This window comes from Streptomyces sp. NPDC002537 (assembly GCF_053594975.1).
Window position 1 is genome coordinate 26,674 of the sequence record NZ_JBSFWT010000051.1, and the last position, 13,842, is coordinate 40,515.

The window sequence follows — 13,842 nt, forward strand, 5'->3', positions numbered from 1 at the left end:
GCTACCGTAGCCCGATGACGCACGTGCGACGCGCCGTACAACGCGCAGCCGAACGCTTCCGGGGCGGCGAGCCGGAGGCCGGCATCGAGACCCGGCACGCCTTCTCCTTCTCCGGCTTCTACGACCCCGACAACGTCCGGTTCGGCCCGCTCGCCGCCTGCAACGAGGAGTGCCTCGCGCCCGGCGCGGGCTTCGCGGAACACCCGCACCGCGACGTCGAGATCGTCACCTGGGTGATCGAGGGCGAGCTCACCCACGAGGACTCCACCGGCCACCGCACCGTCGTCCGCGCCGGTGACCTCCAGCGGCTCAGCGCGGGCGAAGGCGTACGGCACGCCGAACGCAACCTCGGGAGCGCGCCGCTCCGCTTCGTCCAGATGTGGCTCACCCCGACGGAATCCGGCGGCCCGGCTTCGTACGAGGTCGTGCGGGACGTCTCCGCCGGCCCGCGGTACCGCTACGCGCTGGCGGGGGCGGAGGCGGTGCTGCACGTCTTCCGCGCCGGGGCGGGGGAACGGGTGTCCGTGCCGGATGCGCCGTGGGCGTATGCGCATGTCGTCCGCGGGGCCGTCCAGTTGGGGGAGGACGTCTTGCGGGAGGGCGATGCCGTGCGGCTCCTGGATGCGGAGGCGCTGGAGGCGGTGGCCGTGGATGCGGCGGAGTGGCTGGTGTGGGAGATGCACGCGGAGCCGCACTTCGGCTGAGGCGCCGTTGCCGGGGCTTCGCCCCGGACCCCGCAACACGGCTTCGCCGCGTTGTCCTCAAACGCCGGACGGGCTGGATTTCGCGGACCGTGGCAGCGAAACCGCGGCCCGCAGATACGGCCCGCAGGCTCAAGGCCACGTTCCGCACATCCAGCCCGTCCGGCGATTGAGGACGCGGCCGCAGGCCGCTCCCGCCGCAGGCGGCGAACCGGCCTGCAGTCGGGGTCCGGCCCGCAGCCCCGGTTACGCGCCGAGCTCCGCCAGGACCGCGTCCGTCAGGGGCGGCCACGCCTCCGCGGCCCAGGGCCCGAACGGCCGGTCCGTGAGGGCGACGCACGCCGCCCCGGCCTCCGGGTCCACCCACAGGAACGTGCCGGACTGGCCGAAGTGGCCGAAGGTCCGGGGCGAGGACGCCGCACTCGTCCAGTGCGGGGACTTGCCGTCGCGGATCTCGAAGCCCAGACCCCAGTCGTTCGGGCGCTGGTGTCCGTAGCCGGGGAGGACGCCGGTCAGGCCGGGGAAGGCCACCGTCGTCGCCTCGTCCAGCGTCTGCCGCGACAGCAGCCGCGGAGCCTGCAGCTCCGCCGCGAAGCGGGACAGGTCGTCGACGGTGGACACACCGTCCTTGGCGGGCGAGCCCGGGAGGTCCGTCGCCGTCATGCCGAGCGGCTCCAGCACCGCCTCCCGCAGGTACTCGGCGAAGGGGATGTCCGTCGCCTTGGCGATGTGGTCGCCGAGGGCCTCGAAACCGGCGTTGGAGTACAGCCGCCGCGTCCCCGGCTCCGCCGTCACCCGGTGCTCGTCGAAGGCCAGCCCGGACGTGTGGGCCAGCAGGTGGCGGACCGTGGAGCCCGCGGGACCGGCCGGCTCGTCCAGCTCGATCGCGCCCTCCTCGACGGCCAGCAGCGCGGCGTACGCGGTGAGCGGTTTGGTCACGGAGGCCAGGGGGAAGCGGTGCGCGGTCGGCCCGAAGGCCCCCGCGACGGTGCCGTCGGCCCGTACGACTGCCGCAGCAGCGGTCTCCACCGGCCAGTTCTCGATCTTCCGCAGGCTCTCCATGGGTGCGAGCCTAACGGGTCCTGACGGGTCCGGATTTCCCCAAGATCCCGCTTGCTTGGAGTGCACTCCAACTCTCTAGCGTTGACGACATCGCAAGGGCTTTTCGACCGCGAACGGCCCGCGATGTCAGGGGGATCCGTATGACCGTGCTGGACCGGGTGCCGGGGCCGGGGCAGGTGTCCGACGGCCTCGCCGCCTGTCGTCGGCAGCCGCAGCGCCCCGAGGGCCGCGACCGCTACACGATCAGCGAGGTGGCGGAGTACACCGGCCTGTCCGCGCACACCCTGCGCTGGTACGAGCGGATCGGGCTGATGCCCCACGTGGACCGCTCGCACGCGGGCCAGCGCCGCTACACCGACCGTGACCTGGACTGGCTGGATCTGGTCGGCCGGCTGCGGCTGACCGGGATGCCGGTGGCCGACATGGTGCGGTACGCGCAGATGGTGCGCGAGGGAGCGCACACCGTCGCCGCGCGCGAACTGCTGCTGAGCGCGCACCGCGAGGACGTACGGCGCCGCGTCGCGGAGCTGCAGAGCACGCTCGACGTGCTCGACCACAAGATCGAGATTTACGCCGACGCCCGTCGCCGGGCGTCCGAAGGGGTCTGAACCGCCATGAGCAACGACAACACCACCATCGCCACCGCGAAGCTGGGCACCGACGGACCCGAGGTCGGTGTGCAGGGACTCGGCTGCATGGGCATGAGCTTCGCCTACGGCCCGACCGACGGGACCGAGGCGCGGGCCACCCTGGAGCGGGCCCTGGAACTGGGCGTCACCCTCTTCGACACGGCCGACGTCTACGCCTTCGGCCGCAACGAGGAGTTCGTCGCCCCGTTCATCAAGGCCAACCGGGACCGGGTCACCCTCGCCACCAAGTTCGCCATCGTGCGGCGCGAGGACGACCCGTCGTACCAGGCCATCCGCAACGACCGCGACTACATCCGGGAGTCCGTCGAGGGCAGCCTGCGCCGCCTCGGCGTCGAGCGCATCGACCTCTACTACATGCACCGCCGCAACCCGGACGTCCCGCTGGAGGAGAGCATCGGCGCGATGGCCGAGCTGGTCGCCGAGGGCAAGGTGGCCCACCTGGGGCTGAGCGAGGTCACGGGCCCCGAGCTGCGCGCCGCCCACGCCGTCCACCCGATCGCCGCCGTGCAGTCGGAGTGGTCGCTGTTCAGCCGCGACATCGAGGCGGGCGTGGTGCCCGCGGCCCGGGAGCTGGGTGTCGCGCTGGTGCCGTACTCGCCGCTCGGACGCGGCTTCCTCACCGGCTCGTTCGTCAACGCGGACAAGGAGCTGACGAGCGACGACTGGCGGCGCACCCAGCCCCGCTTCACCGGTGACAACGCGGCGGCCAACGCGGCGCTGCTGGCCCCGGTCCGCGCCGTCGCCGAGGCGCACGGCGCCACCCTCGGGCAGATCGCCCTGGCCTGGGTGCAGCAGCGCGCCGAGGCGCACGGCCTGACCGTCGTGCCCATCCCCGGCACCCGCAAGCGCACCCGCCTGGAGGAGAACACCGCGGCCACCCGGATCACCCTGACGGAGGCGGAGCTCGCACAACTGGAGCCCATCGCCGGCCAGGTGGCGGGGGACCGCTACCCGGACATGTCGTTCACCTCGGCGGGCCGGGAGTAGACAGGAGCGGCAGGGCCTACCGGCGGCCCTTGCCGCCGGGGTCCCCCGGGGCGACCAGGCCCGACTCGTAGGCGAAGACCACCGCCTGGGCCCGGTCGCGCAGCCCGAGCTTGGCGAGGACCCGCCCGATGTGGGTCTTCACCGTCTGCTCCGCCAGCACCAGGGACGCCGCGATCTCCTGGTTGGACAGCCCGCGGGCGATGAGTTCGAGGACCTCCGTCTCCCGCGGCGTCAGCCCGTTGAGCCGCACCGAGACGTCCCGGCGGGGCGCGGGCCGCTGCTGCGCGAAGTCCGCGATGAGCCGCCGGGTCACGGACGGGGCGAGCAGCGCCTCGCCCGCGGCCACCACCCGCACCGCCGAGATCAGATCGGCGGGCGGCGCGTCCTTGAGCAGGAAGCCGGAGGCGCCCGCGCGCAGCGCCTCGTAGACGTAGTCGTCGACGTCGAAGGTGGTCAGCATCAGCACCTTCGGCCGGTGCACCACGCCGGGCATGGGGCCTCCCCGCGAAGCAGGGGAAGGGTCGAGCAGCTGCCGGGTGGCCTCCAGGCCGTCCATCTCCGGCATCCGGACGTCCATCAGCACCACGTCCGGGTGGACGCGGCGGCTGAGCTCCACGCCCTGCCGCCCGTCCGGCGCGTCGCCGACGACGTCGATGTCGGACTGCGCGGCGAGGAGCGCGGCGAAGCCCGCCCGCACCATGGCCTGGTCGTCGACGATGATCACCTTGATGGTCATGGGGCGGGGATGTCCTTCCGGAAGCGCTTCGGGTGGTGCGTCGACGCGGCGCGTCAGCGGGGTGCGGCGGTATCGGCGAACGGCAGCCGGGCCGCCACCCGGTAGCCGCCCTCCGGCAGCGGGCCGGTGTCCAGCGAGCCGCCGACCAGCCGGACCCGCTCCCGCATGCCGACGAGGCCGTGGCCGGTGCCGGAGGTCTCCAGCGGGGCGTCGGGCCCCGCCACGGCGGAGTTGACGACCAGCACCGTCAGACTGTCCGCGGTCGCGGACACCGACACCCGGGTCACCGCGCCCGGCGCGTGCCGCACCACGTTGGCCAGGGCCTCCTGGACGATGCGGTACGCGGAGAGGTCCACGGCCTGCGGCAGCCGCGCCGCGTCCACCTCCGGGCCGACCGTGAGCTCCACGGGCAGCCCGGCCCGCACGGTCGCCTCGACGAGCTGCGGGATGCGGGCCACGCCCGGCTGCGGGCTCCGCTCGCCGCCGGACCCCTCGCCGTTCTCCTCGCTGCGCAGGACGCCCAGCAGCCGCCGCATCTCGGTCAGCGACTCCCGGGCGGTCGCGGCGATCGCGCCGAACTCCTCGCTCGCCGCGGGCGGCAGGTCCGGGATGCGGTACGGAGCGCTGTCCGCCTGCACGGTGATCACCGACATATGGTGGGCGACCACGTCGTGCAGCTCACGGGCGATCCGGGCGCGCTCCTCCAGCAGGGTGCGGCGGGCCCGCTCCGCCTCGCTGATGTTCTCCTGCTCGGCGAGCGCCCGCTGGGCGTCGCCGCGCGCCCGCAGCGCGCCGCCGAGCAGCAGCAGGATGCCGCCGAGCACCACGAGCGTCACCCAGACGGCGGAGCTGCGCTCCGGGGAGATGCTCCGGAGGGCCAGGCTCGCCCCTAGGACCAGCCCCCACGCGGCGGCCAGTACGCGGGGCCGCTCGCGCAGCCCCAGCGCGAGGAACAGCAGCAGCATCCCGATGATCGCCATCGGCGTCCAGGGCCAGGGCCGGTCCCCGTGCGGCGGCACGGCGAGCAGCGCCGCCGCCCCCGCGACATCGGCCACGAACACGATCACCCACGCGAGCAGCGGCCTGCGCACCGCGAGCAGCAGCGGCCCGGTCTGGCAGCAGGCGAGCACCGTGGCGACCCCGGCGTTCAGCCCGTAGTCCCTGGTCAGACCGGTGGCGGTGACCGGCAGCAGGATCGCGGTGAACAGCAGGGCGACGGCGTACGGCGCGCGGCGCGCCCAGCGCCGCTTCGCGTGCGCCAGGAGGGGTTCGCCGGGGGTGAGGAGCGATTGGATCATGGCAGGTTTCAGCGTAGGCGCCTGGCGGCAGGCCGGGCGTCACACCGGGGTGTCGTTTCCGGGTGGTACCCGGGTATCACCCCGGGGCTCCGCCCCGGGCCCCTGTTCGGGTGCGGGCCGGTGGTCGGGTTGTGCCCACCCGTTCCGCCTTGCGGAACGCCTGCCCACAACTTAGGTGGGGTGCACAATCCAGCCCATCCGGCGATCCGGCTACAGCTCCGCCAGGAGTTGGGCCTTCTTGGAGCTGAATTCGTCGTCGGTCAGGAGGCCGGCGTCGTGCAGCGCACCCAGGTGGCGGATGCGGTCCGCGATGCCGCCGGGGTCCGGGCGGGCCGCCGCGGCCCGTACGGCGGTCGTCCCGGGGGAACGCACGGCCTCCAGGACCGCGGCCGCGAACGGGAGCGACTCGTGGACCAGCCCGTACCCCATGCCGAAGACGACCGCCGCCGGATCCTGGTCGGCGGCGGCCGTGTACTCACCGGGCGCCTGCCCGTGCCGCAGCAGCCGGAGACAGCCCCCGCCCGCGTCGGGGGAGCGCCACTCGACGCCCGACAGCTCGTCGACGGGGAAGCGCTGGTCGCCCGCCTTCCACTTGGCGGAGGACGCGCCCGTCCAGAACCAGCGGAAACCGACGGCGGTGCCGTCGAAGGACGCCTTGCCGTCGTACGCCTTGAAGGACAGCGGTGGCGCGGGCGCGGCGACCAGATGGCGTTCGGCGGGCTCGGCGGCGTACGGCCCGAGCGCGGCCCGTATCTCGTCGGCGTAGTACTCGGCGAGGGCGTCGCGCTCGGCGGGCAGCACCAGGCGGTAGGGGTCGCAGCCCTCCTTGAGCCCGCCCGCGGCCACGTCCATCAGCGGGTCGGCGCCGGGTCTGGGCACGGCGCGCAGTACCACCGTGCCGCGCTTCCCCGGGGCCTGCTCGACGGCCGCGAGCGCCTCGTAGGGGATGCGTCGCTCACCGAGCGCCTGGAGCAGCTTCGGCGTGCGGATCCCCCGTTCGAAGCGGATGAGCACGGAGTCGGTGCCGAACTCCCAGGCGGCGTGGAAACCGGCCAGCACATCACCCATACGGCTCATCGTATGCGGCGGGCGCCCGCGCGTCCCACCCCTGGGCAACCCCTGAGCTACGCGCGTCAAAGTGACGTGTCCGCGTCCGGTACGGGGTTGTTCCGGGACCGGGGACTACGCGAGGTCGTCCGCGCAGCCGCTCGACGCCTTGGCGCAGCTGACCGCCGACGGCATGCCCACGCCGATGCCCGCGAAGTTGGCGAGGCTCGTGGTGCCGGGCTGGAAGTAGCCCGCGTGCCCCTCCGCGCCGCGGGCGGACAGCAGCCGCGCGCCGAAGCCCGCGGAGACCGGGTCCGCGCCATGGCCCAGGCCGCCGACCTCCAGGTGGGGGACACCCTGGATCCAGTCGTCGGGGTCGCGCATCGCCCATATCCGGGCGCTGGTGCGCAGCTCGGAGACGTGGTCGGCGCGCATGCCGGGGCTGCCGGCGACGGCGACGTCGGTGACCCGGGGGGACATCTCGCGGACGGCGACGCCGCACACCACCGAGCCGTAGCTGTGGCAGAACAGGGAGACGGGTGAGTCGCCCGGGAGCGCCCGGACGAGGGCCCGGAGCCGCAGGGCGCCCTCGGCGGCGAGCTTGCCCGTCGCGGCGTCCATGCCGACCCCGGCGGGCGAGGTGTAGTCGGCCCAGGCGATGACGGCCGTCCTGGTGGCGGGGCTCGTCTTCCGCTCCGCGGCGTAGAGGGAGCGGGCCATCCCCTCGGGCGCGGTGTAGGCGCGCTGGGTCTTCTCGAAGGTGAGGACGTTGGTGTCGACGCCCGGCACGACGACGGAGACGCGCTCCGCCTTCTCCAGGTCGCCGGTGACCTCGGCGACCCGTCCGGCGCCGGTGGGGTCGAAGGCGAGGATCTGCCGGTCGTCGCCCATCAGCGACTCGTAGCGGTGCATCCGGCGGGCCGCGTCCTGGCGCCCGGCCGGGGTGAGGTCGCTCTCCCGCATCCGGTGTTTCTCGACCCGGCGGGCCTGGTCGAGGGCGATCCGGTTGGCCCGGTAGCGCAGGGCGGGCGGGGCGCCGTTGAGATTGCCGACGACGAGGGGGTAGCGGTCGGCGAGCCGGTCGCGCTGGGCGCCGGTGAGGGTGCCGAAGAAGCGGGCCAGTGCCCCGGGCGCGGCATTGGGGTCGGGGAGCGGGCGGCCCGCTATGGAGCCGTGCAGCCAGGCGCTCAGGCTCGCCGTCCGGACGTCGTCGCCCGCCTTGTGGCTTCTGACGGCCGTCCAGCCGGTGGTGGCGAGCATGACGAACACCACGGCCAGGGCGAGCAGCGCGCGCCATACGGCGGCCGTGGTGGTCCACGGGGCGGAGGGGGAGCCGAGCTCCGGGAAAGAAGTCACCGCCGAACACCCTAGGAGAAAGCCGGCGGTGACCGTGGAGTCAGTGAGCCATCTCACGTTTGAAGTGAGGGTGATTGCCCGCTCGTTGACGTTTCCCGATCAGGAGCGCCAGTTTTCCGCCAACGCCGGGCCGAGCTGGTCGAGATAGGTCGTGGTGATCTCGCGGAGCTCCTCCAGACCCGCGCCGCCGCGCTGTCCCCAGAGCTTGCCGGTGACCCGCATCACCCCGCTGAACGCCGCCACCAGGACCTGGGGCCGGGGGTCGGTCGCGACGTCGAGGCCCTCGCGGCGGGCGATCTCCCGGGCCAGCTCGTCCTCCAGCCCGGAGAGGCGGTGCAGGTGGGCGGCGAACAGCTGCGGGGTCGACTCGATCATGCGGTACGTGCGCATGTGCAGTTCGAGCGGCACGACCGACTCGATGGCGTCGCCCGCGGTGTCCCAGCAGGCGAGGACGGCGTTGCGCAGCGCGGTCAGCGGCGCCTCGCCGGCGGGGCGCTCGCGCAGCGCGGTGAGGAAGTGGGACTCCACGGAGTCCTGGACCGCGAGGGCGACCTCCTCCTTGTTCGCGAAGTAGCGGAAGAAGGTGCGCTGGGAGACGTCCGCGGCCTCGGAGATCTCGTCGACCGTCGTGCGTTCGTAGCCCTTCAGCGCGAACAGCTCCAGAGCCGAACGGATCAAGGTGTCCCGGGTGCGGCGCTTCTTGCGCTCACGCAGTCCGGGCGGTGCCGCACGGCCCGTCACGTCCTCGATCGTACGCATCGACGCCTCTCCTCACGCAGCATTTCGGCTGCTCAGGATAGCTGTGGCCGATCTGGCAGCGGCCGTCTCCTGAAACTATTTGTCAATTGTCAGCTACTGCCATAATCTCGGAATATGACGTCTCAGACCACCGTCGCCGACGCGACGCCGGATCTCGGGCCCCGGAAGGGGTTACGGGGCCATCCCTGGCTGACTCTGCTCTCCGTCGCGATCGGCGTGATGATGGTCACGCTCGACGGCACCATCGTCGCTGTCGCGAACCCCGCTATTCAGAAGGACCTCGGCGCCTCGCTCGCCGACGTCCAATGGATCACCAACAGCTACCTCCTCGCCCTCGCGGTCGCCCTGATCACCGCGGGCAAGCTGGGCGACCGCTTCGGCCACCGGCTGACCTTCCTCATCGGCACCACCGGATTCGCCGTCGCCTCCGGTGCGATCGCCCTCTCCGACACCGTCTCGATGATCGTCGGCTTCCGGGTGCTCCAGGGCCTCTGCGGCGCCCTGTTGATGCCCGCCGCGCTCGGTCTGCTCCGGGCCACGTTCCCGGCCGAGAAGCTCAACATGGCCATCGGCATCTGGGGCATGGTCATCGGCGTCTCCACCGCGGGCGGCCCGATCCTCGGCGGTGTGCTCGTCGAGCACGTCAACTGGCAGTCCGTCTTCTATGTCAACGTGCCGGTCGGCGTCGCGGCCCTCGTCCTCGGAACGATCATCCTCAGGGACCACCGGCTGGAGAACGCGCCCAAGAGCTTCGACCCGCTGGGCATCGTCCTGCTCTCCATCGCGATGTTCTGCCTGGTGTGGGCCGTCATCAAGGCGCCCGCCTGGCAGTGGGGCAGCACCAGGACGCTGCTCTTCCTGGCCGGAGCGCTCGTCGCCTTCGTCCTCTTCGCCGTCTGGCAGACCAGGGTCCGTGAACCCCTGCTGCCGCTCGGCCTGTTCCGCTCCGTGCCGCTCACCGCCGGTACGGTGCTGATGCTGCTGATGGCCTTCGCCTTCATCGGGGGCCTGTTCTTCGTCACCTTCTACCTGCAGAACGTGCACGGGATGAGCCCGGTCGACAGCGGTCTGCACCTGCTGCCGCTCACCGGCATGATGATCATCGGCGCGCCCGTGTCCGGCGCGGTCATCACCCGCGTCGGGCCGCGCGGGCCGCTGGTCGTCGGCATGCTGTTCACCGCCGCCGCGGCCTTCGGCACCGCCACCCTGGACACCGACTCCGGCACGGCCGTGATGTCGCTGTGGTTCGCGCTCTTCGGCCTGGGCCTGTCCCCGGTCATGGTCGGCGCCACCGAAGTCATCGTCGGCAACGCCCCGTTGCAGCACGCCGGTCTCGCCGGTGGCCTCCAGCAGGCCGCGATGCAGGTCGGCGGCGCCCTCGGCACGGCCGTCCTCGGCGCGGTCATGGCCGCCCGCGTCGACCACCTCCTGCCCGGCAAGTGGACGGGGGCGGGCCTGCCGGAGCTCCCGCCCGAGCAACTGTCCAAGGCCTCCGACGCGGTCGCGATCGGCATCGCCCCGGTCCCGCCGAACAGCCCGGCGCCGATCGCGGAGAAGATCACCACCGCCGCCCATGACACTTTCGTGTCAGGCATGAGCCTGTCGTTCACCGTCGCCGGGGTCGTCGCCCTCGTCGCCGCCGTATTCGCCCTGTTCACCAAGCGTGGCGAGAACGCGGAGGCCGCGGCGGGCGCCGCGGTCGTCTGAGACCGGCGGCACTTTCGCCCGGCACCTGCCGTCTTCCCCTATCAGGGCCCCGTACGCGGGGCCCTCTTGGCAGCGGGTGATCGTCACGGACAGGATCGGCGCAGCAGTCCACCGATACAGGGAGTGATGCGTATGCGTACGATCCGGGTCGCCGCGCTCGCCGTGGGCGCCGCCGCGGGCCTGGCCCTCGTGAGCGCGCCCGCCGCGACCGCGACCTCGCCGGGGCGCCCCGGCGGGTGCGTGGCCGGGCAGTTGTGCCTGTGGTCGAAGACGGACTACCACGGCGTGCGGACGACGAGCGAGCTCACGAAAATCGACATCGAGAGCTGTGTGACGTTACCGGCAGGGCCCGGGGTGGCCTCCTTCGTCAACCGAACGGGGCGCCCCGTCACCACCTACCAGAGCGCCACGTGCGCGGATACGGCCGAGTTCGCGACGTACCCCTCGGGGACGTGGGTGCCGGAATCCCCGTACACGGTACGGGCCTTCAAGGTCTGGGAGCAGTAGAAAACGATCTGGGCCCCTCCGCCGGCAGCGCCGGCCGGAGGGGCCCAGATCGATCAGCTTTTGCTCAGCGCAGCGACTACGCGTCGCCGCCCGCGGCGCCCGGGTCGGCCGCCGTCACGTCGAGGAGCTGGTAGCGGTCCACCGCCTGCTTCAGCGCGGAGCGGTCGACCTTGCCCTCCTTGGCGAGCTCGGTGAGCACCGACAGGACGATCGACTGGGCGTCGATGTGGAAGAAGCGACGGGCCGCGCCACGCGTGTCCGCGAAGCCGAAGCCGTCGGCGCCCAGCGACTGGTACGAGCCCGGCACCCAGCGCGAGATCTGGTCCGGAACCGCCCGCATCCAGTCGGACACGGCCACCTTCGGGCCCTCGGCACCGGCGAGCTTCTTCGTCACGTACGGGACGAGCTGCTCCTCCTCCGGGTGCAGGAGGTTGTACTCCTCCGCGGCGACGGCGTCGCGGCGCAGCTCGTTCCAGGAGGTCGCCGACCAGACGTCCGCCTTGACGTTCCACTCGTCGGCCAGGATGCGCTGGGCCTCCAGGGCCCACGGCACGGCCACGCCGGAGGCGAGGATCTGCGCCGGGACGGCACCCTTCTCGCCCGCCTTGAAGCGGTAGAGACCCTTGAGGATCCCGTCCACGTCCACGTCCGCCGGCTCGGCCGGGTGCTGGATCGGCTCGTTGTAGACGGTCATGTAGTAGAAGATGTCCTCGGCGTTCTCGCCGTACATCCTCCGCAGACCGTCCTTGACGATGTGCGCGATCTCGAAGCCGAACGCCGGGTCGTAGGCGACGCAACCGGGGTTGGTCGAGGCCAGCAGCTGCGAGTGGCCGTCCGCGTGCTGCAGACCCTCACCGGTCAGCGTCGTACGACCGGCGGTCGCGCCCAGGACGAAACCGCGCGACAGCTGGTCGGCCATCTGCCAGAACTGGTCACCGGTGCGCTGGAAACCGAACATCGAGTAGAAGACGTAGACCGGGATCAGCGGCTCGCCGTGCGTCGCGTAGGCGGAGCCCGCCGCGATCAGGGAGGCCGTGCAGCCCGCCTCGGAGATGCCGTCGTGCAGCATCTGGCCGGTCGGGGACTCCTTGTACGCGAGCAGCAGCTCGCGGTCCACGGACTCGTACTGCTGGCCCAGCGGGTTGTAGATCTTCGCGGACGGGAAGAACGCGTCCATGCCGAAGGTGCGGTACTCGTCGGGGGCGATCAGCACGAAGCGCTTGCCGATCTCCTTGTCCCGCATGAGGTCCTTCAGGATGCGGACGAACGCCATGGTGGTGGCGATCGACTGCTGCCCGGAGCCCTTCTTGGCGGTCGCGTAGGTCTTGTCGCCCGGCAGCACCAGCGGCTTGGAGCGGTCCACACGGCTCGGCACATAGCCACCGAGCGCCTTGCGGCGGTCGTGCATGTACTGGATCTCCTCCGAGTCGCGACCCGGGTGGTAGTACGGCGGCAGGCCGGACTCCAGCTCCTTGTCGGCGATCGGGATGTGGAGGCGGTCCCGGAAGCGCTTGAGGTCCTCGACCGTCAGCTTCTTCATCTGGTGGGTCGCGTTGCGGCCCTCGAAGTTCGGACCGAGGGTCCAGCCCTTGACGGTCTGCGCGAGGATCACGGTCGGCTGGCCCTTGTGCGCCTTGGCCGCCGCGTACGCCGCGTAGATCTTCTTGTGGTCGTGACCGCCGCGGCCCAGGTGCAGGATCTGGTCGTCGGACATGTTCTCGACCATCTTGCGGAGACGGTGGTCGTCGCCGAAGAAGTGGTCACGGATGTACGCACCGGTCTCGGTGGCGTACGTCTGGAACTGGCCGTCCGGGGTGCTGTTGAGCTTGTTGACCAGGATGCCGTCGCGGTCCTGCGCCAGCAGCGGGTCCCAGGAGCGGTCCCAGACCAGCTTGATGACGTTCCAGCCGGCGCCGCGGAACTGCGACTCCAGCTCCTGCATGACCTTGCCGTTGCCGCGCACCGGACCGTCGAGGCGCTGCAGGTTGCAGTTGACGACGAAGGTGAGGTTGTCCAGACCCTCGCGGGCGGCGATGGACAGCTGGCCGAGCGACTCCGGCTCGTCCATCTCGCCGTCGCCCAGGTACGCCCACACGTGGGACTTGGAGGTGTCGGCGATGCCGCGCGCCTCCATGTAGCGGTTCATCCGGGCCTGGTAGATCGCGCCGAGCGGACCGAGGCCCATCGAGACGGTCGGGAACTCCCAGAAGTCCGGCATCAGCCGCGGGTGCGGGTAGCTGGACAGACCGTAGGGCGCCTTGGACTTCTCCTGGCGGAACGCGTCGAGCTGCTGCTCCGACAGTCGGTCCAGCAGGAACGCGCGGGCGTAGACACCGGGGGAGGCGTGACCCTGGAAGAAGATCTGGTCGCCGCCGTCGCCCTCGTCCTTGCCGCGGAAGAAGTGGTTGAAGCCCACGTCGTACAGCGAGGCCGAGGAGGCGAAGGTGGCGATGTGGCCGCCGACGCCGATGCCCGGACGCTGGGCGCGCGAAACCATCACGGCCGCGTTCCACCGGGTCGCGTTGAGGACCTTGCGCTCGATCTCCTCGTTGCCGGGGAAGAACGGCTCGTCCTTGGTGGCGATGGTGTTGACGTAGTCCGTGCTGCGCATCTCGGGCACGGCCACGCGCTTCTCGCGGGCCCGCTCGATCAGGCGGAGCATGAGGTAGCGGGCACGTTCCCGGCCTCGCTCATCGACGGCTGCGTCGAGCGAGTCGAGCCACTCCTGGGTCTCTTCGGGATCGAAGTCCGGGACCTGGCTGGGAAGGCCGCCAATGATGATCGGGTTGCGATCGGATCCGGAAGCCACGCTGTTCCTTCGGTGTTCTCGGGTCGTGCTCAGCACGCGGTCAACTACGGTCTGCTGCTCTGTCGCGTCGGCTCCCATCGTGGACCGCGGCGACGGAAACGTCATCTCTACCGGGCAGTAACCACCACTCCGTGAGACGACGTGTCAAGGGGCGGCCGATCAGGAGCGGCCAAATCGCAACCATACGCTCCCTTTGGGGGTCCCCCGCGTACGGCCGTTCGGG

The 13,842-nt window shown here is 71.7% G+C and carries 12 protein-coding genes; 5 read left to right on the forward strand and 7 right to left on the reverse strand.

Translation table 11 applies throughout. From position 1 onward, the window contains the following. Positions 1-14 precede the first annotated feature (14 nt). Positions 15-704: a pirin family protein gene (locus ACWD4A_RS22350; protein WP_451196472.1), complete on the forward strand. Its 690-nt coding sequence runs from the start codon at positions 15-17 to the stop codon at positions 702-704. Between the two features lie 243 nt (positions 705-947). Here the strand turns inward: ACWD4A_RS22350 and ACWD4A_RS22355 are convergent, their stop codons facing one another. Next, the gene (locus tag ACWD4A_RS22355) at positions 948-1,763 is read right to left on the reverse strand and encodes a serine hydrolase domain-containing protein (RefSeq protein WP_451196474.1); all 816 of its coding nucleotides are present in this window, start codon (positions 1,761-1,763) and stop codon (positions 948-950) included. Positions 1,764-1,903: 140 nt separating this feature from the next. On the opposite strand from ACWD4A_RS22355, the gene ACWD4A_RS22360 reads away from it, so the two are divergent. Both ACWD4A_RS22360 and ACWD4A_RS22365 read left to right on the forward strand, forming a co-directional pair. Further along, entirely contained in the window at positions 1,904-2,371 is a 468-nt protein-coding gene (locus ACWD4A_RS22360; protein ID WP_451196476.1) for a MerR family transcriptional regulator, read from the forward strand. Positions 2,372-2,377: 6 nt separating this feature from the next. After that, complete coding sequence (locus tag ACWD4A_RS22365) at positions 2,378-3,400, forward strand: aldo/keto reductase (RefSeq protein WP_451196479.1); 1,023 nt, start codon at positions 2,378-2,380, stop codon at positions 3,398-3,400. A gap of 16 nt (positions 3,401-3,416) precedes the next feature. On the opposite strand, the gene ACWD4A_RS22370 is transcribed toward ACWD4A_RS22365, so the two are convergent. The 5 genes from ACWD4A_RS22370 to ACWD4A_RS22390 form a co-directional block, all read right to left on the reverse strand. Further along, positions 3,417-4,136, reverse strand: a complete 720-nt coding sequence (locus ACWD4A_RS22370) for a response regulator (protein ID WP_451196481.1) — start codon at positions 4,134-4,136, stop codon at positions 3,417-3,419. Between the two features lie 53 nt (positions 4,137-4,189). Then, positions 4,190-5,434 carry a sensor histidine kinase gene (locus tag ACWD4A_RS22375; protein ID WP_451196484.1) on the reverse strand — a complete coding sequence of 415 codons (1,245 nt, stop codon included), beginning with the start codon at positions 5,432-5,434 and terminating at the stop codon, positions 4,190-4,192. A gap of 210 nt (positions 5,435-5,644) precedes the next feature. Beyond that, positions 5,645-6,502, reverse strand: coding sequence for a DUF4429 domain-containing protein (locus ACWD4A_RS22380; protein ID WP_451196487.1), 858 nt, complete (start codon positions 6,500-6,502; stop codon positions 5,645-5,647). A gap of 114 nt (positions 6,503-6,616) precedes the next feature. Then, positions 6,617-7,837 carry an alpha/beta hydrolase gene (locus ACWD4A_RS22385; protein WP_451196489.1) on the reverse strand — a complete coding sequence of 407 codons (1,221 nt, stop codon included), beginning with the start codon at positions 7,835-7,837 and terminating at the stop codon, positions 6,617-6,619. A gap of 99 nt (positions 7,838-7,936) precedes the next feature. Continuing rightward, positions 7,937-8,596, reverse strand: a complete 660-nt coding sequence (locus tag ACWD4A_RS22390) for a TetR family transcriptional regulator (RefSeq protein ID WP_451196491.1) — start codon at positions 8,594-8,596, stop codon at positions 7,937-7,939. Between the two features lie 114 nt (positions 8,597-8,710). Here ACWD4A_RS22390 and ACWD4A_RS22395 point away from each other — a divergent pair, with 114 nt between their 5' ends. Beyond that, the gene (locus ACWD4A_RS22395; RefSeq protein WP_451196494.1) at positions 8,711-10,303 is read left to right on the forward strand and encodes an MFS transporter; all 1,593 of its coding nucleotides are present in this window, start codon (positions 8,711-8,713) and stop codon (positions 10,301-10,303) included. Positions 10,304-10,429: 126 nt separating this feature from the next. Beyond that, a complete protein-coding gene (locus tag ACWD4A_RS22400) occupies positions 10,430-10,810 on the forward strand; it encodes a peptidase inhibitor family I36 protein (RefSeq protein ID WP_451196496.1) in 381 nt (126 codons plus the stop codon). Between the two features lie 76 nt (positions 10,811-10,886). Here the strand turns inward: ACWD4A_RS22400 and aceE are convergent, their stop codons facing one another. Further along, positions 10,887-13,619 carry a pyruvate dehydrogenase (acetyl-transferring), homodimeric type gene (aceE, locus tag ACWD4A_RS22405; RefSeq protein WP_451196499.1) on the reverse strand — a complete coding sequence of 911 codons (2,733 nt, stop codon included), beginning with the start codon at positions 13,617-13,619 and terminating at the stop codon, positions 10,887-10,889. Positions 13,620-13,842: the final 223 nt, after the last annotated feature.

Coding starts and splice junctions, on each gene's coding strand:
- ACWD4A_RS22350 (WP_451196472.1), top strand. CDS start 15: ATGACGCACGTGCGACGCGCCGTACAACGCGCAGCCGAACGCTTCCGG.
- ACWD4A_RS22355 (WP_451196474.1), bottom strand. CDS start 1,763: ATGGAGAGCCTGCGGAAGATCGAGAACTGGCCGGTGGAGACCGCTGCT.
- ACWD4A_RS22360 (WP_451196476.1), top strand. CDS start 1,904: ATGACCGTGCTGGACCGGGTGCCGGGGCCGGGGCAGGTGTCCGACGGC.
- ACWD4A_RS22365 (WP_451196479.1), top strand. CDS start 2,378: ATGAGCAACGACAACACCACCATCGCCACCGCGAAGCTGGGCACCGAC.
- ACWD4A_RS22370 (WP_451196481.1), bottom strand. CDS start 4,136: ATGACCATCAAGGTGATCATCGTCGACGACCAGGCCATGGTGCGGGCG.
- ACWD4A_RS22375 (WP_451196484.1), bottom strand. CDS start 5,434: ATGATCCAATCGCTCCTCACCCCCGGCGAACCCCTCCTGGCGCACGCG.
- ACWD4A_RS22380 (WP_451196487.1), bottom strand. CDS start 6,502: ATGGGTGATGTGCTGGCCGGTTTCCACGCCGCCTGGGAGTTCGGCACC.
- ACWD4A_RS22390 (WP_451196491.1), bottom strand. CDS start 8,596: ATGCGTACGATCGAGGACGTGACGGGCCGTGCGGCACCGCCCGGACTG.
- ACWD4A_RS22395 (WP_451196494.1), top strand. CDS start 8,711: ATGACGTCTCAGACCACCGTCGCCGACGCGACGCCGGATCTCGGGCCC.
- ACWD4A_RS22400 (WP_451196496.1), top strand. CDS start 10,430: ATGCGTATGCGTACGATCCGGGTCGCCGCGCTCGCCGTGGGCGCCGCC.